Below are 18,336 nucleotides of genomic sequence, written 5' to 3'. Positions count from 1 at the left end.
CTTCCTTTCCGAGCAGGACTCCGCGGGCAGCGATGCCGCCCGCGGAGTTCGATCAGCTCTCGGTCATGACCTCAATTGTGCACCACCTCACACATGTGCAGGTACGACCTGTCGTTCCGGTGCGATCGGTTGATCGCTCCGGGTCCGCAGCGGCCACCAGGCGCGGCTGCCGAGGAGCACCAGAATCGAGGGCAGCAGCAGCAATCTGACAATGGTCGCGTCGATCAGGATCGCGACCGCGAGCCCGACCCCCATCTGCTTCATCTCGACCATGCTCTGCGCCGCGAACAGCGCGAACACCGACACCATCACCAACGCCGCGCTGGTCACGACCCCGGCGGTCTGGGTGACCCCGGCTCGCACGGCGACCGTCGGCGGCAATCCCTTGTCGATGCCTTCCTTGATCCGGCTCAGGACGAAGACGTGGTAGTCCATCGACAGGCCCACGAGCACCGCCAGCATGAACATCGGGATCCACTCGACGACGGTGCCGTTGGATGTGAAGTCGAGGAAGCCCTCCGCCCAGGTGTGCTGGAACACGAGCGCCAGCACTCCGAACGCGGCTCCCACGGACATCAGGTTCAGTGCCGTGGACACCAACGCGATCACCGGACTCCGGAAGGTCGCGACCAGCATCAGCATGGTCAGCGTCAGGATCACCGCGACGACGATCGGCAGACCGTCGGCCTGCACCTTGGTGGTGTCGTACTGCTCGGCCACGTCGCCACCGACCGCGAACTCCGCCCCCGCAATCGCGTCGACCTGATCGGGCAGCACCGAGTCGCGCAGCGCGAGCAGCGCGTCGTCGGTCTTCGGATCGTTGGGCGGATGCGTGCTGGCCAGGTCGAGCACGCTGGTGGTGCCGCCGGCGGAGGTGATGACAGGTCCGGTGACGGTCCAGGCACCGCTCTCGGTGGCGTCGGCGCCTACGGTGTTCAGAGCTCCGAAGACCGCAGCGGCATCGCCCCCGGTGACGACGACTCGCACAGACGGGCCTTCGGATGGGAACTGCTCGTTCATCTGCTGCGCCACCTGGACCTCGGGCAGATCCTGAGGCAGGGTGTCGAGTCCGGCGCCGCGCAACGTCATCGAGAAGGCGGGCACCGCGAGAGCGATCATCACCACCAGGCCGGCAAGCAGCGCGGTCATCGGCCTGCGGATGACGGGCCCGATGATGCGGGAGGAGATGCCGCCTTCACCGATCCGGTTGTTGACCCGCCACAGCAGCGGCACCCGTGGGCGGTCGACCCACTTGCCCAGCTTGGCGAGCAGGGCCGGCAGCACGGTCAGCGATCCGACCACCGCAACTGCGACGACGATGATCGCGGCCGTCGCGAGCGAATTGAACGTGGCACTGCCGAGCACGTAGACACCGGCCAGCGACGCGATGACGGCGACCCCGGAGACGATGATCGAGTGACCCGACGTTGCCGCGGCGATCTCGACCGCGTCGATCGTGTGGTGGCCCTTGCGGCGTTCTTCCCGTTCACGTTTGAGGTAGAAGAGCGAATAGTCCACCCCCACAGCCATACCGATGAGCATCACCACCGATGACGCGGTCATCTCGGACGGCACCAGGTAGGAGATCGGCGCGTAGATCCCGATCGTTGCGACGACGGAGGTGATCGCCAGTAACACGGGGATACCGGCTGCGATGAGCGCACCGAAGGCGAAGAGCATGATGCCCAGCGTGATCGGGATGCTGATCATCTCGGCCGAGAGCAGGTCTTCGGCGACGCGTTCGTTGATGGCCTCATCGGCCGAGACATCGCCGAACTGGCCGACGGTGAGTTCTGGGTGATCAGCCGTGATCGTCCGGGCCGCAGCGTTGATGTCGGTGATGGCCGGCTCCTCATCGCCCGGCGGTGCCCGCAGCGATATCGACGACAACAGCGTTCCCTCGGGGGAGAACACAGGCGCCGAGATTTCTTGCACCTCCGTAGAACCGGCGAGTTCCGCTTCGAGCTGGTCCGCGGCGGCCACTGCTTCCTCGCGGTCCCCGGTGATCAGTACGTACTCCGTGTCGGGCGCCGCGAGCCCCGCCTCGTGAATCATCTGATCCGCCCGGCCGGACTGACCGACCCGGTAGTCGGCGTCGTCCGCGTTCTGGGTGGGGATCAGCGCGCTGAACCCCACCGCCACGATGACCAGCGCCAGCCACAAACCTATTGCGCGCCAGGGGTTCCGCGCACTCCACCGGGCCACCGCCTGGGGTCCCCGCGTCATTCTTCCCATGTGAGCTCCTCGTGCATGAGGCGGCGTCCGCCTCGGTGGGACGCCCGGTGGACTCCGGGCTGTGCTCAAGGTTGCTCGGTGTGCCGACGCTGGTCAGGAGCGTCAGACCCCCACCTGGTGGTGAATAATCCGACCGTGGGGGTAGACCTGGCACTACTGTTCTCTCCCGGCAGATGCGGTCATCATGAAGTCCTCATCCCCATCGAGAGAGGCCGACTGTGAACACCGACGAGCGCCCGAGCCTCGCGATCCGCTGGTTGCGGGCGGCGATGTATGCACTCGTCACCACCCTGGCCTTTCCGCTGACCCTGGTGCTGTTCGTGGTGGTGGTGGTGGCCATCCCGCTGGTGCTGGTGACGGTCGGGGCACTGGTCCTGTGGTTGTTCGTGCCTCTGACCGCTGCCCTCTGCGATCTGCATCGCCGGATGGCGGCCGGGATGCTCGACCGGCCCGCGCAACGAGGCGACTACGCACCAGGCGGCAGCAGGAGCATTCTGCACCTGCTCTACGTGTGGACCTCCGACTCAATGCGATGGCGCGACCTCGGATGGTTGTTCCTGGCGTCGACCGTCGGATTCGCGGTCTCACTCGTCGGCGTCGTCTTCACCGCGACACTGGTCCTCATTCCCTTCGTCGAACCTCTCATGAAAGCGCGCGCCACCATGGATCTCTGGGCACTGAACCGAAGCCGCACGGAGGTGCTGCAGGCGCGGGTACAGCAGGTCACCGAATCCCGTACCGCGACAGTTGATTCCGCAGCGGCCGAACTGCGCCGGGTGGAGCGGGATCTGCACGACGGGACGCAGGCCCGCCTGGCAGCTCTCGGCATGACCATCGGTCTGGCAGAGAGTCAGATCGACAGTGATCCCGTCGCCGCCAAACAACTGATGGCCGAGGCGCGGGGGTCTGCGACCGCTGCGCTCAGCGAATTGCGTTCGGTCGTGCGCGGTATCCATCCACCGGTGCTCGCCGACCGCGGGGTCGGTGCCGCGGTCGAGGCCCTGGCACTCGACATGCCACTGCCCATCACGCTGAACCTAGGTGTCCGGGAGCGTCTTCCGGCGGCGATGGAGAATGCGGTGTACTTCGCGGTGGCCGAGACACTCGCGAACGTCGGTAAACACGCCCGCGCACGTAACGCCTGGATCGCCATGGGTATCTTCGATGGTGTGCTGCGCGTAGAGGTGGGCGACGACGGGATAGGAGGGGCCGCGGCGTCGGGATCCGGTCTGCACGGCGTCACCCAGCGGCTCGCGGCTCTCGACGGAAAAATGTTCGTACACAGTCCCGTTGGTGGCCCCACCATCGTGTCGATGGAGGTTCCGTGCGGGTAGTCATCGGTGAAGATCACGCGCTGTTGCGCGACGGCCTGACGAGAATTCTCACCGCCCACCAGATGGAGGTCGTCGCGGCCGTCGACAACGCCACCGAACTCGACGTCGCCCTCACGGACGAAGCAGTGGACGTGGCAGTGCTCGACGTCCGGATGCCCCCGACGTTCTCCGACGAGGGTCTGCGCGCCGCCATCAAGATCCGCGGCCGCCGGCCAGGCTTTCCTGTCCTTGTGCTCTCCCAATACGTCGAGCAGCTGTATGCCCGGGAGCTGCTCGAGAGCGGCGAGGGTGCGGTCGGATATCTCCTCAAGGACCGGGTCGCGAACGTGGCCGGGTTCATCGACGCGGTCCGGCAGGTGGCCGCGGGCGGTACAGTGCTCGATCCGGAGGTGGTGTCGCAGTTGCTGACCGGGCAACGAGCCGACGGGCCGCTCGAGCGCCTGTCTGTCCGCGAGCGAGAAGTGTTGGCACTCATGGCCGAGGGTCGTTCCAACGCGGCCATCGCTGAAGCCATGTTCGTGTCAGAGAAGGCCGTCAGCAAACACTCGAACAGCATCTTCACCAAACTCGATCTACCGGTCTCCGCGGACGACAACCGCCGGGTGCTGGCCGTGCTCGCCTATCTCGGGGTCTGAGTCAACCTCTGGCCACGTTGTAGAGCAGGGTGCTGCCCGCGAGCAGCACGACGGAGATCACGGCCGGCCAGAGCCAGCCGTTGAGCAGGTCCGACCGGAACGCGACCACCACCCACCCCATGACCAACAGCGCCGTGCTCAGGGTCGTGACCACCCGCACCACGACGATGAGGATGACGCCCACCGACCACAGCGCCTCGCGCAGTCCGTACTTCATTTATGACACCTCGCATGTGGATCTGACCTCACACAGTCAAACAAACACGGGGGTCCAAAACCATTCACCGTGCGTCCCGGATCACATTTGGCAGAATGAACGGATGAAGACCATTCTGAACGTCATCTGGCTCGTGCTCTGCGGATTCTGGATGGCGTTGGGATACATCGCCGCCGGAATCATCTGCTGCATCCTGATCATCACGATCCCCTTCGGGATCGCGTCATTCCGCATCGCGGCCTACGCGCTGTGGCCGTTCGGCCGCACCGTGGTCCGGAAGCCGACGGCGGGAGTCGGCTCCGCGATCGGTAACGTCATCTGGTTGATCTTCGCTGGGATCTGGCTGGCGATCGGTCACATCACAACCGGAATCCTGCTGTGCCTCACCATCATCGGAATCCCGCTGGGCATCGCGAGTTTCAAGATGATTCCCGTGTCACTGCTCCCACTGGGCGCCGAGATCGTCGACACCGACGGCGGCGGCATCTACGCGCCGCCGCCCCGCCAGACCGCGTACTGAGCCGACCCGACGCTAGGAAAAGGTCAGGCCGGGACCAGTTCGACGACCGGAATGACCCGTGAGGTCTTCTTCTCGTAATCGGCGAACCCCGGCATGACCTCGACCTGCGCTGCGAAGATGCGGTCGCGGTCGGCCCCGGTGACCTCGGTGACTGTCACCGGCACGGTCTCGGCACCGATCTCGATCGTGGTGGACGGCTCGGCCTTGACGTTCTTGAACCACTGCGGGTCGAAGTCAGCGCCGGCGTAGCTGCCGAAGATGTACCGCTTGCCGTCGGATTCCAGGTAGACGAGCGGCGCCACGTAGTCCTTGCCGCTCTTGATGCCCTTGTGATGCAGAAGCAACAGCGGGGCGCCCTCGAAATTGCCACCGACCTTGCCGTCATTTGCCCGGAACTCCGCGATGATGTCGTCATTGAAACCCATGTGCCGATCCTAATCCCTGATCAGCCGACACTGTCGAGATCGAGACCCATCGGGGTCTGCGAAGGAATCTCGCCGCTGGCGATCACGACCTTCGCCAGCTCGGTGAGGTCGGCGATCAATTCGTCGACGTCCTGGTCGGTCAGAGACCCGTACGCCGGCGCCGCCAGACGATCGGTGGTGATCTCTATGTCGCTCTTGAGGGCTCGTCCTGTGGGCGTGATGGCGCCTGACTCCTCCAGGAGACCGCGCCGCGCCAAGTTCGCAGTGAGCGTCGACCATTCGTTCTCGGTGTACTTCCTGCTCGTCTCCAGCACCTGACGGGGAAGCGCCGACGCAGCGGCGTGCAGCACTCCCGCCTCTCTGCCCGTCACCCCGGCGACGGTGAGCGCGGCGACGTGCCCATCCCCACGATGTTCGCGCAGCAGGGTGGCCGCATGCCACAGCGCTCCGTGGCTCCCGCGGGGCCACGGCAGGGCAGCGTTCGCGGCGAACAGGGCGCGTCCACCGACATCGGCCGACTGCGCCACCGGACGAAGCCGGGCAACGACCCGGTCGATGGTCTCGATGTGCGCCGGAAGCATGCGCTGCAGGGTTGCGACCGCCGCCTCCTGCCGTACGACCAGCGCTGTCTCCGGCGGCGCATACGTCCAGGCGTCCGGGATCGCCCGCGCGACGTGGTCGGGCGCGAAGTTGTAGAAAAGTGCCGTGACGATCTCCGGGCCCACCTGGCCGAGCGGCGCGGACCGGCCGGCGAAGTAGCCCATCCAGAAGCCGCGGTAACCGGCCGCCGACAGTGCCTCGCGGGTCTCGTCGGAGAAGTATGTGACGGCGTGGATCGGTTCCAGCAGCTTCCACAGGCGCCGCGCGGTGGGCAGGTCGATGGCCATGCGTTCGAGGATGCCACTGCTGCAGTGGTCACGACACGTTTGCGCGATGGCGGATCCGATGTCGGTGAGTGCGCCCTCCGGCGGCTCCTAGAGAGCGGCAGCGAGTTCTGAGGCCCCGAGCTCGCAATAGGCCTGCCGATATTTCGAGCGCAGTCGATCTTGCGTGTGGGCGGGTAGCCGCTCCAAGCGGACCGGATCGGTGTTGTCCGCGAGGTCTGCGAGCTTCACCGCGAGAGCCATCTCATCGGTCCTGATACCGGCGTAATAATCGATAGGCGCAACGTCATCCCTGCGGGTCAGCAGCGTCACCGCGACGACGACCGTTTCCGGGATCCCCGCCTTCAGCAGGTCGGAGGCGGTGTACGACGTGTCCTCGATGACGTCATGCAGCAGCGCCGTCGCGATGTACTCGGGCTCGCGCGGCGCGACCCGTGACGCCACCGACCGCGGGTGGACGATGTACTCGCCGCCGACTTTGTCGACCTGGCCGCTGTGCGCGCGCTCGGCGATGGCGTCGGCAACACCGATCAACTCTTGACCGCTCAGTACGGCGTCCATGGTTTTAGGCTGGCACACATGGATCCCGGCGTCGAGTTGATCGGTGGAATCGAGCAGCGGGCGATCGTGCTGGTGGCCTACGATCCCGAGTGGCCTGCGGCCTTCGCTCGTGAACAGCGCCGGATCGAGACCGCTCTCGGCGCCGCGGCGATCCGGATCGACCACATCGGCTCCACCTCGATTCCTGGGCTATCGGCCAAGCCGATCATCGACATCGACCTCACCGTGCGCGATCCCGACGACGAGGCCGCATACCTACCCGCCCTCGAGTCCGCCGGATACCTGCTCCGCGTTCGTGAGCCCGGCCATCGCATGGTGCGGACCCCGGAACTCGATGTACATGTGCACGTGTGCGCTCCCGGCAGCGATTGGCAACGCCGGCATTCTGCTGTTCCGGGACTGGTTGCGGCACAACGACGACGACCGAGCCGCCTACGGAGCCTTGAAGAAGGACCTGGCCGCGCAGGAATGGTCGGACATGAACGAGTACGCCGCAGCGAAAGGTCCGCTCATCGGGGAGATCACCGGCCGTGCCGAGCGATGGGCTCAGCGCACCGGCTGGCAGGTCGGTTCATCCGAGGGGTGAAGAAGGGCCCTCATTCGTGGGGTGGTTCGCCGGTCACACTGTGGTCGGCGTGGTTCATCGCCTCTTGCACCAGCCGCACGAGATGACCGTCCCGGATGCGATAGATCACCCGCTGGCCTTCTCTGCGGGTGTTCACCAGTCCGGTGAACCGCAGCTTCGCAAGATGCTGGCTGACAGCAGTACGGGAGGCAACCACGGCGTCGGTGAGGGTGGCGACGTCGGCCTCACCGGTGGTCAGCACCCAGAGGATGTGGAGCCTGGTCGGATCGGCCAGCATGCGCAGGGTCTCGCTGGCGGCGGTCAACCGTTCCTGATCCGGGATCACGCGATGAGACAGGGTCTCTGGCGGCAGGTGAGGACGCGGCACCCGTTCCTTGTCCATCGCTCTCACCTTCTCGAGTCGGCGCGCTCACACGGGCGTCAACGCCGGGTCGGAGGGGACGCGCGTCGGCCAGATGCAGGCTGCAGCTGCGGTCGCGAGTATAGCGAGCGTCGCCAGAATCGTTGCGGCCTCGACATGCCCGACGACTGCGCCGACCCATCCGGCGATCGGGTAGGTCACCAGAAAGCACGCGTGCGACAGGGAGAATTGCGCCGCGAACGCAGCGGATCTTCTGGTCGGCCGACTGGCGTCCACAATGAGACGCGCCGACGGTGTGGTGATCAGGCAGCCACCGAGCCCGAGCACAACCCAGGTCGCCATCAGCAGTTCGGGCCGACCACTGCCGATCATGAGAAGTGCCGACACCCCGGCCAGACCCGCCGAGGTCACGACAGCTCCCCCCAGCATGACCGTCCTCACCGCCACCGCACGGAGCAGGCGTGGCAGCGTCAACGCGGTCACCATTGATCCGGCGCCGAAACAGCCGAGGGCCGCCGCAACCATCACGTCCGCGCCACCGAGGAATTCCCGCACGTACACAACGGTGTTGACCATCACCAGGGCTGTCCCGGCCGCGACGACGACGTTGAGTACCAAGAGCCCGCGCAGTCCCTCGTTCGCGATCAGCTCGCAGGCGCCGAGGGTGATACGTCGTCTCCGGGTCATGTCGGCCGACGGCACGGGTAGCTGAGGCAGGACCGCAGTGACCACCAGGAGAGCCGACAGCACGAATCCGACCACGGTGCCGACGAACAACACGTTGTAGCCGACCACCGTCAGGAGTGCAGCGGCCAGAACGGGACTGAGTACGGCCTCGAGGTCGTAGGCCAGCCGCGACAGGGAGAGTCCGTGGTTGTAGTCGCCGTCCGCCGTCAGAACCGAGGGGATGACCGATTGAAAGGCGGGGGTGAAGGTCGCCGACGCTGCTTGCAGCGCAAAGACCAGCAGGTAGATCATCCAGATCTCGGTCACGAACGGCAGGCCGACCGCTATGAGGGCGCGGACGACGTCGGCGCCGACGAGCAGGGTCTTACGCGGCACCCTGCAGGTGAGAGCCGAAACGACCGGCGCCACAACGACGTACGCGACCATCTTGATCGCCAGCGCGGTCCCGAGCACGGCACCAGCGTCTGATCCCGCCAGGTCGAAGGCCAGGAGACCGAGGCCTACCGTCAGGATCCCGGTTCCCACCAGAGCCACCACCTGCGCCGAGAACAGGTGCCTGAAGGTGCGGTTCCTCAGCACGCCGATCACATGAGCGATGATAGTTGTATGTGCGCAGTTGCGCACATACAACTACTCAAGGAGGGTCAGGACGGTTGGTCCGACGTCTCCTCGACGGGGCCGAGTTCGCGGTAACGCCACGGGATCGCGAACCAAAAGGCCCCGAAGAGCACGACCGTGACCGCGCCGGCGACCCACCCTGCCGTCCGTCCGATGACGAGTTCGAACACCAGCATCATCACGCCGGTCAGTGCGATCCCCAGGAGTACGAGACCGCCGAGGGCACAACGCTGGGACGCTTCGATGAGGGTTTTGAGACGGTGTCGGCGGAAGAGGATCCGGTGCATCGAGGCAGGTGCCAGCAACAAGATCGTCGCACCGACCGAGGCACTCACCGTCACGAGGTAGATCGACTGAAAAATGTTGTCCTGCACGTAGAAACGGTCTTGAAAGGGAACGGTCAACAGAAAACCGGTCAGCAGCTGGACCCCCGTCTGCACCACGCGCAATTCCTGCAGGAGGCCAGACCAGTTTCGGTCGAGACGTTGGGTCGGGGTCTCGTTGCGCTCACGCCGATCCCAGTCGTCATCGCCCAGGTTGTATTCCACCTGATCATCGTCTGCCCGTTCGACCCCACTGGCAAGCGGCTGGGGATCGGTGATGGATATGGTCCAAGGAGATGTATGAGCCGGCGGACGAGGAGATGGTGATGACAGCGGACGTGGCTGCTACGACACCCCGGTGGTTCCGGGCCGCCATCGAGGAGTTGCCCGAGCGCCGAGAGGTCGAGGTCGCCGGGGCATCGATTCGCCTGCGCTGCTGGGGCCGCGAGAACACACCCGGCGTCGTGTTGGTTCACGGCGGATCGGCTCATTCTGGCTGGTGGGACCACATCGCGCCGCTGCTCGCGGCGTCGCACCGCGTGGTGGCGCTCGATCTGTCGGGGCACGGCGACAGCGATGTGCGGTCGCGGTATCCGCTGGGCCTCTGGGCCGACGAGGTCGTCGCAGCCGCGGAGGCAGGCGGTATCTCGGGCAAGCCGTACGTCGTTGGGCACAGCATGGGCGGGTGGGTGACCGCCGCGGTCGGGGCGCTGCGAGCGACCGACGCGGCAGGCCTGGTCATCATCGACTCACCGTTGTTCGACGAACCGCCGGAGGAGGTCATCCTCCGGCAACTCAACCGTAAATCCCGGGCCCACCCGAGTAGAGACGAGATTCTGAGCCGCTTCCGGACAGAACCGAGGCAGGACACTCTCCTGCCCTATGTGGCACGGCACGTTGCCGAAGAATCGGTACGCCAGACCGAAGCGGGGTGGATCTGGAAGTTCGATCCGGACATGTTCCGCAAGCGTCACGAGAGCGGGGACCGCGTGCAACTGCGCAAGCTGCTCCCCGACGTACAGGTCCCCGCCATCTACATCCGCTGCGAACTCGGGATGGTCAGCCCTGAGATGAGCGCTGAGATCGCCGGATTGTTCGGTCAACCTGCGACCGTGGTCGAACTCGCAGATGCCGGTCACCATCCGATGATGGATCAGCCGCTGCCGTTGGTGGCGACCCTGCGAACAGTGTTGGCACAGTGGGACAGCCGGCGGTGAACACCCTGTTCCCGCCTGCGCGTTGATGGCGCAGGAAGCCACCCGGCCGCCGCGCCATGGGATCCTGCTGTTCACGCTGGGCCTGCTGACCACGATCACAGCCATCGTGAGCAGTCTCGGCGCGCCACTCATCCCCGCGATCGCCGACGACTTCGACATCGCGATCACCCAAGCTCAGTGGGCCTTGACCGCAACACTTCTGACGGCTGCCGTCGCCACACCCATCGTCGGACGTCTCGGCGCCGGCCCGCTGCGGAGGCCCACGATCCTGGCCGGCCTGGTCATAGTCACGATCGGATCCATCCTGTCCGCTGTCGAGGTCGGATTCGTCGTGATGGTGGTGGGACGCACCATGCAGGGTGTGGGCCTCGCGTTGGTTCCATTGGCCCTGGCCGTCGCGCGGGAGGTGCTTCCGGCCAGCCGGCTGCCGTCCGCAGTCTCGATGCTCTCGGTCGCGGTGGTCGCCGGTGCGGGCCTGGGCTATCCGCTGACCGCTACCGTCGCTCAGTATCTCGGCGTATCGGTGGCCTACTGGATGGGCGCGGCGCTCAGTGCGTTCACCCTGGTGATGGCACTGCGCTTCATCCCGGCATCGACCGCGGCGACCCGCATGCGCGTTGATTGGTGGGGCGCGCTGCTGCTGTCACTCGGGATGGTGGGGGTCCTCCTCGCCGTCAGTCAGGGAGATCACTGGGGCTGGGCATCGGCCTTGACCATCGGACTCGCAGTGGCCGGCGTTCTGTTGGTCGTGGTCTTTGTCATCTGGACTCTGCGCAGCAGTCATCCGCTCGTCGATCTCCGCCTGTCGGTCCGGCCCGGAGTCGCTGCACCCAATCTGATCGCATTCGGTGCCGGGCTCGCGATGTACACACTGCTGACCCTGACCATCGTCATGGTGCAGAACGAGGAGTGGGGACTGGGGCGGTCGATCATCATGGCCGGCCTGACGTTGCTGCCCTACTCGATCATGAGCGTGACCGGGAGCCGCTTCGCACTCGCCGCCGCCCGGCGACTCGGCCCCAGGATCATCCTGCCGATCGGCTGCGCGGTGTTCATCTGTTCGACAGTTGGATTGGCGCTCTCCCACAGCAGCATCGTCTGGGTGCTCATCTGGACCGGCGTCGGTGGGCTCGGCAGCGGCTTCACCTTTTCCTCACTCGCCGTTCTGATCGTGCCCCACATCCCGCAGGAGGAGACCGGCAGTGCGATGGCGTTCAACACCGTGCTGCGGTATCTCGGCTTCTGCGTCGGCAGCGCAGCCAGTGTCGCCCTGGTGGCGGTCTACGGCGGCGGCGATCACGGCTTCGTCCTGACGTTGCTGACGATGTCGTCGGTCTTTGCGCTCGCGGGCGTGGGGGCGTGGATCCTGACGCCGCGCGAAGTGCGCTGACGCCCGTCTACTGCGCCGACCAAAGTCGGAGGAAATCCCACATCCTCCGACACCAGCCACATCCTCCCGCTGCAACCGGAGAAACTCGCCACACTCGGAGGAAATGCCAGATCCTCCGGTTTCGGGGCCGGCTGTCTACTGCGCCGAAACTTCAGCCGCGTCGCTCGACGGCGAGGTCCCTGGCGAGCAGGAAAAACGGTATGGCAGTGGCGATCCCCACCCCGAACGTCATCACGAACGACGCGACCCACCAGCGGATGATCCCAAGCTTCTTGGCTTCCACGATCGCCCAGAGATGGAACCCCACAACCACATAGAGCAGGTCGACCATCGCGAATCGGCCGGGGACTGTCTTGTGGATGTCTCCGACGAAGAAGTCCAGCACCGACTTCGGACCGTTCTCCTTGACGTACGGCACGGCGATGGCGTTCTGCGTCACGAACGCGGCGACGAACGTCGCGGCCAGTGATCGGCGGCGCCAAGTATCGATCGTGGTTGTGTCCGGCATGATTACTCCTCAGTGGTGCGACAGGTGGCTCACTTGGCGAACGGTGTTCATCTTGCCCGATCGCCGATCAGTTCTCGGAGCGCCTCATCGAGTTCGGGATATCGAAAGCGAAATCCTTGTTCGGCGAGGACCCGGGACCGCGCACGTCGTCCGGTGAGTCCCAGGGCAGGATCCGTGCGCAGGACGATCGCGCCGAGTTTCAGGAGGGCCGCGGGAGTCGGTGGCGCCGGTGGACGGTGCAAGTGCTCACGCAGCGAAGCCATCAACTCCGCGTTACGCACCGGATTGTCTGTCGCCGCGACGACAACGCCTGCGGGAATCGTCACGTCAGGGTCGAGGCCGAGGGCACAGCGCACTATTGCCAGCCAGTCATCGATATGGATCCAGCTGACCCACTGCCTGCCGCTGGCCACCCGTCCACCAAGACCGAACCGGACGAGCCGGGTAAGTCGCTGCAGAGCAGGGGATTTGGCGTCGAGAACAATCGACGTCCGCAGGATGACGGTATGCTCGCATGGCGAGTCCGCTGCGGCCTGCTCCCAAGGCTCCACCACCCCGGTCATCTGCGGCAGCCCTTCAGGGACCGGAGAATCCTCGGTACACCAGGACTCCCCCGCATCGCTCCAGATGGCCGTGGTGCTTGCCTGAATCCAGTGCACAAGAGGATTTTCCAGCGTTCTGGTCGCGTCGACGAGTGCGCGCGTCGGATCGACACGGCTGCGCCTGAGTTCGGCGATGTTGGCCGCTGTCGGCCGACAGTCCACGAGCTTGCCCGCCAGATTGATGAGAGCTGTCTCGGCCCCGGTATCGAGTGCAGACAACCACGGGCCGGAAGTCCTTCCGTTCCATTCGACCTGACGGTGCGGCGACCGGACATCGACGGATCGGGTGAGGATGGTGACGCCCAGACCTCGACTGGCGACATCATCGGCGATTCGCCGTCCCAGTGCTCCGTTCCCGCCTGCGATGACGACTGTGCTCGGCCTGCTCGCTTCGCTGGGAGACATGAGCCGAGGCTATAACCACCAGGCACCGCACCACGAGGGCAACGAGCGGTTACGTCCGTCACCGTCCCCGAACAGTCAGAGCCTGCCGAGCAACTCCGCTTTCTTCCTGGAGAACTCTTCGTCGGACAAGATGCCGCGCTGGTGCAGGCCCGCCAGCGCCTCGATGGCTGCCACGATGGCGTCGGCGTCGCCGATCGCGCCGGAGGATTGCTGCGCCGGCGCCTGCAGAGGCTGGGACGTCTGGGGCGGCGGCGCGTACGACGGTTCGGGAGTGTGTGTGGAGGCCTGCGACTGCGCGCCGATCTCGGACAGACTGGATACGTCGAAAGTCCCGAACTGACTGGTGAAGTTCACGGAACCGGACGGACCGCCCTGCTGTTGCTGCACCCCACCGATCCGGTGATCGCCGGTGTCGTAAACCCTTGTCACGCCCCCGGTTTGAATCGCAAGCCGCCGTGCGTTCGGGAAGATTGCGTAACGGGTGTCGTTCTGCGCGCCGGAAGAACTGGGGCTGCCCAGGTCGGCGGGCCACCAGTTGTTCGACGAGAAGCCGCCCTGGGCGTTGGTGGTGATCGGGGGAAAGACCGTGGTGGTGGCAAGCAGTTGGGAGAGCTCTCGGCACAGTCCGTCGACTCGGGCTTTGAGCCCGTTGTCGAACATGTTGCCGACCATCGTCATGCCGCCGCGCATCCACTGCCCTGACCCACCGAGCTCGGGGATGGAGAACTGCGCCATCGTGCCGCCGCCGTTGTTGACGGCGACCAGCATGGTGAACACTGCGTCCTGGGAGAGCGAGTAGCGCTGCGCTATGTCAGCGATGGCACTCTCGGCTTCGGGGGTGACCGCTGCCCTCATAGTCGTGGATCTTTCGTCGTGACGGATACGCCCGCAGCCTAACGCACCCCGGGACGTCCGGTGGCCTCGAGAAACCGCTTCCCGCGCCGGCTGAAGCAGACCGCACTGGTCAATGTAAATGATGTTGCAACAATCGAGAATGAGCTTCCGGTGGTCGGCAGCCAGTCGTAGAAGGACACTCGCTTGAGCACACACAACCTCGCAGTCATCGGCGGCGACGGAATCGGGTCCGAGGTGACGGCCTCAGCGTTGGCGGCCATGAACGTCGCCGCCGATCGGTTCGTATTCGAGCTTCACACAACGGATTTCGACCTCGGATCCGAGGCGTACCTGCGTACCGGTGAGGCCCTCCCGGCCGCGGTCGCGGAGCAACTGCGTGATTACGACGCCATCCTGCTCGGTGCCGTCGGGGATCCGCGCGTGGATTCCGGAGTCCTCGAGCGCGGCCTCATCGTGGCCCTGCGCACCCTGTTCCATCAGTCGGTCAACATCCGCCCAGTTCGGCTCTACCCGGGTGTCGTCAGCCCGGTGACCGAGGTGAGCTCGGACAACTGCGACCTGGTGATCCTGCGGGAGAACACGGAGGGCATCTACACCGGCGGCGGCGTGATGGTCAAAGACGGAACACCCGACGCGATCGCAATCCAGCATTCGATCACCACGGTCCCCGCGACGTCGGAAATCGTGGAGTTCGGCTTCCGGATGGCGTCGGCGCGTCGCAAGCGGCTGACCCTGTGTCACAAGAAGAACGTGCTGCTCTACACCGGCCGGCTGTGGCAAGAGATCGTCGACCAGATCGCCGAGCGCTACCCCGACGTCGAACACGACTACGTTCACGCCGATGCGATGTGCCAGCACCTGATCCTGGACCCGGGCCAGTTCGATGTGGTGGTGACACCCAACCTGTTCGGCGACATCATCAGCGACCTCGGAGCCGTCGTGCAAGGCGGCCTGGGCGTGGCCGCGCGTGCGAACTTCAACGTCTCCGGATCGGCGCCCAGCATGTATGAGCCGGTACACGGTTCGGCACCGGACATCGCCGGTACCGGCCGGGCGAATCCCACCGCCGCAGTGCTGTCCGCAGCGCTGTGCCTGGCCGGACTCGGCGAACGCGAGGCCGCTCTGACCCTGGAGGCCGCAGCGGCCTCCGTACTGGCCGAGGGCGGCGACAAGGCCGGACAGCAGGTGGACACCGCGGAGGTGAGTGCCCGCATCGCGACGCGGGTGGCCGAGATCGACGTCCCGACCACGAGCGGATCGCTGATGCAGACCCTCGCGTCACTCGCTCCCCAGCACGCCTGCCCTGGGGCGGCCCAGGGTCAGCCGATCCTGGTGACGTCCGCTTCGTGGATGTATGCGGACCCTGCTGCGTGCGCCAGATCGACCACCACCGAGTTCACAGGCGTCGGCACACCGGTCTCCGCCCCGACACGCACGATCGACCCGTTGATGGCATCGACCTCGGCGCGGCGGCGGAGCTCTGCATCCAGCCGCATCGACGGCTTCGCGTCACCGATGCGCAGGCCCAGCGTGCGGATGTAGTCGATCGGATCACCGACGTCGATCGTCACACCCAGAGCATTCGCGACGTCGAGTGCCTCCAGGGCGCATGCCGAAGCCACCCGCCACGCCTTGGGGTCGTTGATGATCTGCGCGATCGTCAGTCCCGTCAGGAACGACGATCCGGAGAATGCGACGTTGATCAGCAGCTTCTCCCAAACCATCTGATCAATGTCATCGAACAGCGCGACCTTGAATCCTGCGCTCGACCAGACCTGTGCCCCGAACTCGAGGCGTTCGCGGGACGGCCCGCGGTACGCCCCGAACCGGGTGATCTCTCGACCGTTGTGATGCGCCTGCCCCGGGGTCGGGATCGACGCCCCGAAGCCGCCCACCACCCCCACCGCGATCTGGTCGGGATCGATGGAGTTCGCGACGACATCCGGAGAACCGAGGCCGTTCTGAATCGTCTGCACCACGGTGTCGGGTCCGATCAGTGCTGCGGCCGACTTCGCGGCCGCCTCGGCGTCGAAGGACTTGGTCGCGATGATGACCAGGTCGCACTCGCCGATCTCGTCCACAGTCGTCGACATCGACGCCAGGCGGACGGTTCGGTCGCCGGAATCGCCGTAGACACGCAGCCCGGCGGCGTTCACAGCGGCGACGTGGTCGGTCCACAGCGTGACGCCGTGCACCCCGTGACCCGCCTCCTGCATCAGTCCGGCGTACACCGAACCCATTGCGCCACAACCGACGATCGACACCTTGGCCATGCTCGTGTCCTTCTTTGCACCGGGGAAGTATTCAGTGGATCACACTAAGCAATCGCTCAGCTCAGTCGGACCCGGGCCCGCGTAAACTACTGGGGCGAAGTAGGGGCAGTTCAGGAGGAGTAGATGGCGGCAGTGCTCGACTCGGAGACGCCCGATTCAGGGGCGCCGATCGACCTCGACACCCCGGTCTTGTTTCCGAGACTCCTGCCATGGATGCTCGGGATCTGCGGCACGATCGGGTTGATCGCGTCCTTCACCTTGACGGTCGAGAAGTTCGAGCTGGCATCAGACCCGGACTACGTCCCGTCGTGCAGCATCAACCCGGTCGTCAACTGCGGCTCGATCATGGACACCTCCCAGGCGGCGGTGTTCGGATTCCCGAACTCACTGCTCGGAATCGCCGGCTTTGCCGCGCTGCTCGCCGTCGCGGTCATGATGGGCCGGACCCCACAGCGATTCGTGCTGATCGGCCTGCAGGTCGGGCTGACCGCCGCCCTCGTATTCGTCCACTGGCTCATCTTCCAGAGCTTCTACCGCATCGGTGCGCTGTGCCCGTACTGCATGGCGGTGTGGGTCACCGTGGTGCTTTCCTTCTGGTACGTGAGTCTGCGCACCGCAGACTATTTCGCCACGACCGAACGCGGGCGGCGAGTGGTCGACCGAGTGGTCTCGGTCCACTCCGTCATCCCGGTGCTGTGGGTACTCGTCGTGATCGCTTTGATCACCGAGCGGTTCTGGTACTACTGGTCGACGCTGCTCTGACGCTCGGGCGCCGTCATCTTTCCAGCTGGCCTGCGACGCGCTGTTCCAGCTGTTCGGTGGTGGCCACCGGCAACACGATCAGGCCGTCGAGTTCTTTGCGCGCTTTCGCGTAGGCGCTGCGCCGCTCCTCCGGGCTGGCACCCGGGTCCTGCGCAAGATTGATCAGACGCTGTGCGCGCAATAGGCGTTCCTGCTCGTCGACGCTGAAGCCGGATCTACGGCGCCGCTTCGCCTCGGTCTCGGCGACATCGAAAGCAGTGGCGTAGTCGTGCACCACATCTCGGTATTCGCGTTGCCGTTCGTGGTCGTCGACGAGGTCGTCGACGTGCTCCGGCCGCAACAGATCGGCGCGGCGTTTGGCCCGGTGGAAATCGATGGTCAACGGGTCGCGCAGATCGATCATCATCGGATAGTCCAAGAGGGTCGCGGCATCGGTCTCGTAGGCGAACCACCGCGCGTCGGTCTGATTGTGCTCATCCATCGACTTGGCGATGTCCCGCTTCACCGCGGCGACGTCGACGCGGCGCTTGCCCAAAGCCTCGGCTTCGGCGATCTTTGCCTGCTGTTTGAGCCGGTACCGCTCCTGCCGGCGCTGCGCCCGCCGCTCGTTGGCAGCACCGACCGCCTTGAACGCACCGCCGACCGTGCCTCCGAAGACGAACACCAGCCACCAGTAGTTGCCGACGAAGTTCCAAAAGGCATCCACTCGCTCCAGCATGCCAGGGGTGGAAGCGCTGGCATGCGCGCTTGGCGCCTACCGCGCTCCGCGGAGCGCGATTGGGGCGAATTGTCGGTGGTCCCGAGATCGTCATTTTCAGCACGGAATCAGCGGTCCGTCTCCCTGAGATCGTCCCCCTCAGCGGGCTCGAAGGGCATATTCGGGCTGTTGCAATTTGAACGTAGTTGGCCGGTTCGGCGTCGGCTTGTCTAGCCGGTTT

At 65.5% G+C, this 18,336-nt stretch carries 20 protein-coding genes and 2 pseudogenes; 9 read left to right on the top strand and 13 right to left on the bottom strand.

What is annotated here, in order from left to right; translation table 11 throughout:
• Positions 1–87: 87 nt before the first annotated feature.
• On the bottom strand, positions 88–2,235 hold the full coding sequence (locus BFL43_RS03560; RefSeq protein ID WP_143695063.1) for an MMPL family transporter: 2,148 nt from the start codon (positions 2,233–2,235) through the stop codon (positions 88–90).
• A gap of 218 nt (positions 2,236–2,453) precedes the next feature.
• Between BFL43_RS03560 and BFL43_RS03555 the strand changes: the two genes are divergently transcribed.
• Together BFL43_RS03555 and BFL43_RS03550 are read left to right on the top strand one after the other, a co-directional pair.
• Complete coding sequence (locus tag BFL43_RS03555; RefSeq protein WP_084890835.1) at positions 2,454–3,569, top strand: histidine kinase; 1,116 nt, start codon at positions 2,454–2,456, stop codon at positions 3,567–3,569.
• A complete protein-coding gene (locus BFL43_RS03550; protein WP_084890833.1) occupies positions 3,560–4,204 on the top strand; it encodes a response regulator transcription factor in 645 nt (214 codons plus the stop codon). The genes BFL43_RS03555 and BFL43_RS03550 overlap by 10 nt, the downstream gene beginning before the upstream one ends.
• A gap of 1 nt (position 4,205) precedes the next feature.
• Here the strand turns inward: BFL43_RS03550 and BFL43_RS03545 are convergent, their stop codons facing one another.
• A complete protein-coding gene (locus BFL43_RS03545) occupies positions 4,206–4,421 on the bottom strand; it encodes a hypothetical protein (protein ID WP_084890832.1) in 216 nt (71 codons plus the stop codon).
• Between the two features lie 103 nt (positions 4,422–4,524).
• On the opposite strand from BFL43_RS03545, the gene BFL43_RS03540 reads away from it, so the two are divergent.
• Positions 4,525–4,941, top strand: coding sequence for a YccF domain-containing protein (locus tag BFL43_RS03540; protein WP_084890830.1), 417 nt, complete (start codon positions 4,525–4,527; stop codon positions 4,939–4,941).
• Between the two features lie 23 nt (positions 4,942–4,964).
• Here the strand turns inward: BFL43_RS03540 and BFL43_RS03535 are convergent, their stop codons facing one another.
• The 3 genes from BFL43_RS03535 to BFL43_RS03525 all read right to left on the bottom strand — a co-directional run bounded on the left by BFL43_RS03535 (position 4,965) and on the right by BFL43_RS03525 (position 6,811).
• Positions 4,965–5,366, bottom strand: a complete 402-nt coding sequence (locus tag BFL43_RS03535) for a nitroreductase/quinone reductase family protein (protein WP_084890828.1) — start codon at positions 5,364–5,366, stop codon at positions 4,965–4,967.
• Positions 5,367–5,386: 20 nt separating this feature from the next.
• Positions 5,387–6,253, bottom strand: a complete 867-nt coding sequence (locus BFL43_RS03530) for a hypothetical protein (RefSeq protein ID WP_084890826.1) — start codon at positions 6,251–6,253, stop codon at positions 5,387–5,389.
• Between the two features lie 87 nt (positions 6,254–6,340).
• On the bottom strand, positions 6,341–6,811 hold the full coding sequence (locus tag BFL43_RS03525; protein ID WP_084890824.1) for an HD domain-containing protein: 471 nt from the start codon (positions 6,809–6,811) through the stop codon (positions 6,341–6,343).
• Positions 6,812–6,829: 18 nt separating this feature from the next.
• On the opposite strand from BFL43_RS03525, the pseudogene BFL43_RS29320 reads away from it, so the two are divergent.
• Together BFL43_RS29320 and BFL43_RS29315 are read left to right on the top strand one after the other, a co-directional pair.
• Positions 6,830–7,144, top strand: a pseudogene (locus BFL43_RS29320) (GrpB family protein); the annotation flags it as partial.
• 1 nt (position 7,145) lies between these two features.
• Positions 7,146–7,397 (top strand): GrpB family protein, encoded by a 252-nt coding sequence (locus tag BFL43_RS29315; protein WP_346425935.1) that lies wholly within the window; start codon positions 7,146–7,148, stop codon positions 7,395–7,397.
• Between the two features lie 10 nt (positions 7,398–7,407).
• On the opposite strand, the gene BFL43_RS03515 is transcribed toward BFL43_RS29315, so the two are convergent.
• From BFL43_RS03515 to BFL43_RS03505, 3 genes are read right to left on the bottom strand one after another with little or no spacing between them, the layout of a single operon-like run.
• Positions 7,408–7,779 carry a metalloregulator ArsR/SmtB family transcription factor gene (locus tag BFL43_RS03515; protein ID WP_084890822.1) on the bottom strand — a complete coding sequence of 124 codons (372 nt, stop codon included), beginning with the start codon at positions 7,777–7,779 and terminating at the stop codon, positions 7,408–7,410.
• A 27-nt stretch (positions 7,780–7,806) separates the two neighbouring features.
• A complete protein-coding gene (locus BFL43_RS03510) occupies positions 7,807–9,033 on the bottom strand; it encodes an MFS transporter (protein WP_084890820.1) in 1,227 nt (408 codons plus the stop codon).
• 56 nt (positions 9,034–9,089) lie between these two features.
• Complete coding sequence (locus tag BFL43_RS03505; protein WP_084890818.1) at positions 9,090–9,611, bottom strand: DUF6328 family protein; 522 nt, start codon at positions 9,609–9,611, stop codon at positions 9,090–9,092.
• Positions 9,612–9,682: 71 nt separating this feature from the next.
• Here BFL43_RS03505 and BFL43_RS03500 point away from each other — a divergent pair, with 71 nt between their 5' ends.
• Both BFL43_RS03500 and BFL43_RS03495 read left to right on the top strand, forming a co-directional pair.
• Entirely contained in the window at positions 9,683–10,603 is a 921-nt protein-coding gene (locus BFL43_RS03500; protein ID WP_240498035.1) for an alpha/beta hydrolase, read from the top strand.
• Positions 10,604–10,628: 25 nt separating this feature from the next.
• On the top strand, positions 10,629–11,993 hold the full coding sequence (locus BFL43_RS03495) for an MFS transporter (protein ID WP_084890816.1): 1,365 nt from the start codon (positions 10,629–10,631) through the stop codon (positions 11,991–11,993).
• A 151-nt stretch (positions 11,994–12,144) separates the two neighbouring features.
• On the opposite strand, the gene BFL43_RS03490 is transcribed toward BFL43_RS03495, so the two are convergent.
• The 3 genes from BFL43_RS03490 to BFL43_RS03480 form a co-directional block, all read right to left on the bottom strand.
• Complete coding sequence (locus BFL43_RS03490) at positions 12,145–12,501, bottom strand: DUF2834 domain-containing protein (RefSeq protein WP_084890814.1); 357 nt, start codon at positions 12,499–12,501, stop codon at positions 12,145–12,147.
• Between the two features lie 47 nt (positions 12,502–12,548).
• Positions 12,549–13,508 (bottom strand): DUF1731 domain-containing protein, encoded by a 960-nt coding sequence (locus BFL43_RS03485; protein WP_084890812.1) that lies wholly within the window; start codon positions 13,506–13,508, stop codon positions 12,549–12,551.
• A gap of 75 nt (positions 13,509–13,583) precedes the next feature.
• Positions 13,584–14,363, bottom strand: a complete 780-nt coding sequence (locus BFL43_RS03480) for an SHOCT domain-containing protein (protein WP_084890810.1) — start codon at positions 14,361–14,363, stop codon at positions 13,584–13,586.
• A gap of 183 nt (positions 14,364–14,546) precedes the next feature.
• Here BFL43_RS03480 and BFL43_RS03475 point away from each other — a divergent pair.
• Positions 14,547–15,590, top strand: a pseudogene (locus BFL43_RS03475) (3-isopropylmalate dehydrogenase); the annotation flags it as partial.
• A gap of 92 nt (positions 15,591–15,682) precedes the next feature.
• Here BFL43_RS03475 and BFL43_RS03470 read toward each other — a convergent pair.
• Positions 15,683–16,636, bottom strand: coding sequence for a 2-dehydropantoate 2-reductase (locus tag BFL43_RS03470; protein ID WP_084890808.1), 954 nt, complete (start codon positions 16,634–16,636; stop codon positions 15,683–15,685).
• Positions 16,637–16,759: 123 nt separating this feature from the next.
• On the opposite strand from BFL43_RS03470, the gene BFL43_RS03465 reads away from it, so the two are divergent.
• On the top strand, positions 16,760–17,398 hold the full coding sequence (locus tag BFL43_RS03465) for a vitamin K epoxide reductase family protein (RefSeq protein WP_084890806.1): 639 nt from the start codon (positions 16,760–16,762) through the stop codon (positions 17,396–17,398).
• A gap of 13 nt (positions 17,399–17,411) precedes the next feature.
• Here BFL43_RS03465 and BFL43_RS03460 read toward each other — a convergent pair whose 3' ends face one another.
• Positions 17,412–18,116, bottom strand: a complete 705-nt coding sequence (locus tag BFL43_RS03460) for a hypothetical protein (RefSeq protein WP_084890804.1) — start codon at positions 18,114–18,116, stop codon at positions 17,412–17,414.
• Positions 18,117–18,336 lie beyond the last annotated feature (220 nt).

The organism is Williamsia sp. 1135, assembly GCF_002095395.1.
Taxonomy (GTDB): Bacteria; Actinomycetota; Actinomycetes; order Mycobacteriales; family Mycobacteriaceae; genus Williamsia.
This window is presented reverse-complemented; position numbering and strand designations above follow the sequence as displayed.

Bases quoted from the DNA above. Each gene is read 5' to 3' on its own strand.
- BFL43_RS03560 (WP_143695063.1), bottom strand. From the start codon at position 2,235: ATGGGAAGAATGACGCGGGGACCCCAGGCGGTGGCCCGGTGGAGTGCG.
- BFL43_RS03545 (WP_084890832.1), bottom strand. From the start codon at position 4,421: ATGAAGTACGGACTGCGCGAGGCGCTGTGGTCGGTGGGCGTCATCCTC.
- BFL43_RS03540 (WP_084890830.1), top strand. From the start codon at position 4,525: ATGAAGACCATTCTGAACGTCATCTGGCTCGTGCTCTGCGGATTCTGG.
- BFL43_RS03535 (WP_084890828.1), bottom strand. From the start codon at position 5,366: ATGGGTTTCAATGACGACATCATCGCGGAGTTCCGGGCAAATGACGGC.
- BFL43_RS03530 (WP_084890826.1), bottom strand. From the start codon at position 6,253: ATGGCCATCGACCTGCCCACCGCGCGGCGCCTGTGGAAGCTGCTGGAA.
- BFL43_RS03525 (WP_084890824.1), bottom strand. From the start codon at position 6,811: ATGGACGCCGTACTGAGCGGTCAAGAGTTGATCGGTGTTGCCGACGCC.
- BFL43_RS29315 (WP_346425935.1), top strand. From the start codon at position 7,146: ATGTACATGTGCACGTGTGCGCTCCCGGCAGCGATTGGCAACGCCGGC.
- BFL43_RS03515 (WP_084890822.1), bottom strand. From the start codon at position 7,779: ATGGACAAGGAACGGGTGCCGCGTCCTCACCTGCCGCCAGAGACCCTG.
- BFL43_RS03500 (WP_240498035.1), top strand. From the start codon at position 9,683: ATGTATGAGCCGGCGGACGAGGAGATGGTGATGACAGCGGACGTGGCT.
- BFL43_RS03495 (WP_084890816.1), top strand. From the start codon at position 10,629: ATGGCGCAGGAAGCCACCCGGCCGCCGCGCCATGGGATCCTGCTGTTC.
- BFL43_RS03490 (WP_084890814.1), bottom strand. From the start codon at position 12,501: ATGCCGGACACAACCACGATCGATACTTGGCGCCGCCGATCACTGGCC.
- BFL43_RS03485 (WP_084890812.1), bottom strand. From the start codon at position 13,508: ATGTCTCCCAGCGAAGCGAGCAGGCCGAGCACAGTCGTCATCGCAGGC.
- BFL43_RS03480 (WP_084890810.1), bottom strand. From the start codon at position 14,363: ATGAGGGCAGCGGTCACCCCCGAAGCCGAGAGTGCCATCGCTGACATA.
- BFL43_RS03470 (WP_084890808.1), bottom strand. From the start codon at position 16,636: ATGGCCAAGGTGTCGATCGTCGGTTGTGGCGCAATGGGTTCGGTGTAC.
- BFL43_RS03465 (WP_084890806.1), top strand. From the start codon at position 16,760: ATGGCGGCAGTGCTCGACTCGGAGACGCCCGATTCAGGGGCGCCGATC.
- BFL43_RS03460 (WP_084890804.1), bottom strand. From the start codon at position 18,116: ATGCTGGAGCGAGTGGATGCCTTTTGGAACTTCGTCGGCAACTACTGG.